Source organism: Noviherbaspirillum album, assembly GCF_035916955.1.
Taxonomy (GTDB): Bacteria; Pseudomonadota; Gammaproteobacteria; order Burkholderiales; family Burkholderiaceae_D; genus Noviherbaspirillum; species Noviherbaspirillum album.
This window is the reverse complement of the sequence record NZ_JAWIIV010000097.1, coordinates 1-2,356: the sequence shown is the minus strand read 5'-3', so window position 1 is coordinate 2,356 and position 2,356 is coordinate 1. Positions and strand designations below refer to the sequence as shown.

Sequence of the window (2,356 nt, the reverse complement as noted above, 5' to 3'; positions counted from 1 at the left end):
TGCTGTTCATGCTGTCTTCCGGCCTGACGCTGATCTTCAGCATGATGGGCGTGCTCAACTTCGCGCATGCCAGCTTCTACATGCTCGGTGCCTATTTCGCCTATGCGGTGAGCACCACCATCGGTTTCTGGCCGGCGCTGGTCGTCGCGCCGCTGCTCGTCGGCGTCATCGGCGCCATGGTCGAGCGCTACGGCCTGCGTTCGGTCCACAAGTACGGACACATTCCCGAACTGCTGTTCACCTTCGGCCTGTCGTATGTGCTGGTCGAGCTCGTCCAGCTGATCTGGGGCAGGGCGGCGGTGCCCTATCCGATTCCCGCCGAACTCGACGGACCGCTGTTCACGCTGTTCACCACCACTTTCCCGATGTACCGCGGCTTCATGATGCTCGTCGCCATCCTCATGCTGGTGGCCATCTTCCTGGTGCTCACCAAGACCCGCATCGGCCTCGTCATCCAGGCCGCGCTCACCCATCCCGACATGGTCGAGGCGCTGGGTCACAATGTGCCGCGCGTGTTCATGCTGGTCTTCGGCGGCGGCTGCGCGCTGGCCGGACTGGCCGGCGTGATCGGCGGCAACGCCTTCGTCACCGAGCCCGGCATGGCAGCCACCGTCGGCAGCATCATCTTCGTGGTGGTGGTGGTCGGCGGCATGGGATCGCTGGTCGGCGCGCTGCTGGCCTCGCTGCTGATCGGCGTGCTGCAGACCTATGCGGTGGCGCTGGACTATTCGTTCGCCACCGTGCTGGCCTTGATCGGCACTACCGTCACGCCGGAAACCTTCGGCTTCCCGGTACTGAAACTCACCATCTCGCAGGTGGCGCCGATCCTGCCTTACCTGCTGCTGGTACTGATCCTGATATTCCGTCCGCGCGGTCTGATGGGCACACGGGAGAGCTGACATGAATACCAATACACTCACCATTAAAAACACCATGACGTACAAGCNCTTCCCGGTACTGAAACTCACCATCTCGCAGGTGGCGCCGATCCTGCCTTACCTGCTGCTGGTACTGATCCTGATATTCCGTCCGCGCGGTCTGATGGGCACACGGGAGAGCTGACATGAATACCAATACACTCACCATTAAAAACACCATGACGTACAAGCCCCTGAACCTGGCGCGCTGGATCATCTGGGGGCTGTTCGCCGTGATCCTGATCGTGGCGCCGCTGATCTTCAACAAGGGCGCGTCGCTCTCCATCCTGTCGCAGATAGGCACCGTCATGATCTTCGGCCTGTCCTACAACATGCTGCTGGGACAGGGCGGCATGCTCAGCTTCGGCCATGCGGTCTATTCCGGCCTGGGCGCCTTCTTCGCCATCCATGCGATGAACCTGGCCACCGCCGGCTCGNGGCACCGTCATGATCTTCGGCCTGTCCTACAACATGCTGCTGGGACAGGGCGGCATGCTCAGCTTCGGCCATGCGGTCTATTCCGGCCTGGGCGCCTTCTTCGCCATCCATGCGATGAACCTGGCCACCGCCGGCTCGATCTGGATGCCGGTCACCCTGATTCCGCTCATCGGCGGCATCGCCGGCATGTTCTTCGGCATGCTGTTCGGCTATGTCACCACCAAGAAGTCGGGCACCACCTTCTCCATGATCACCCTGGGTATCGTGGAACTGGTGTTCGCCTGCTCGCTCATGTTCCCCGAGTTCTTCGGCGGCGAAGGCGGCATCTCCACCAACCGCGTCTACGGCGAGACGTTCATGGGCATCACCTTCGGCCCGCAGATCCAGGTGTACTACCTGATCGCGGCCTGGCTGTTCATCGCCACCATCGGCATGTATGCGTTCACGCAGACGCCGCTGGGCCGCATCATCAACGCCGTGCGCGACAACCCCGAGCGGGTCGAGTTCATCGGCTACGACACCCAGTGGGCACGCTACCTCACCCTGATCCTGTCGGGCTTCTTCGCCGGCATCTCGGGCGGCCTCGCAGCCATCAACTTCGAGATCGTCACCGCCGAGAACGTCAGCGCCATCCGTTCCGGCGGCGTGCTGCTGTTCACCTTCATCGGCGGCGTCGGCTTCTTCTTCGGTCCCATGATCGGCGCCATCATCGGCGTGTTCCTGACCGTGATGCTGTCGGACTTCACCAAGGCCTGGCAGCTGTACCTGGGCGTGTTCTTCATTCTCATCGTCATGTATGCGCCGGGCGGCATCGCCAGCATCATCATGCTCAACCTGAGGGTGGCCAAGTTCGGCAAGTTCCGCCGCATCCTGCCGCAGATGGTGGCCGTGTGCGCCGCCGCGCTGGTAGGCTTCGTGGGCCTGGTGATGGTGATCGAGATGCTGTACCACCTGACGCTGGAGTCGGCCAACGGCACCGAGATGAAGCTGTTCGGCACCAT

The 2,356-nt window shown here is 62.3% G+C and carries 1 protein-coding gene and 2 pseudogenes; all 3 read left to right on the top strand.

All coding sequences use genetic code 11. From position 1 onward, the window contains the following. The first annotated feature begins 2 nt into the window (after positions 1 to 2). Positions 3 to 899, top strand: coding sequence for a branched-chain amino acid ABC transporter permease (locus RY831_RS32800; RefSeq protein ID WP_326510471.1), 897 nt, complete (start codon positions 3 to 5; stop codon positions 897 to 899). A gap of 49 nt (positions 900 to 948) precedes the next feature. Then, positions 949 to 1,062, top strand: a pseudogene (locus RY831_RS32795) (branched-chain amino acid ABC transporter permease); the annotation flags it as partial. Positions 1,063 to 1,355: 293 nt separating this feature from the next. Further along, a pseudogene (locus RY831_RS32790) lies at positions 1,356 to 2,356 on the top strand (branched-chain amino acid ABC transporter permease); the annotation flags it as partial.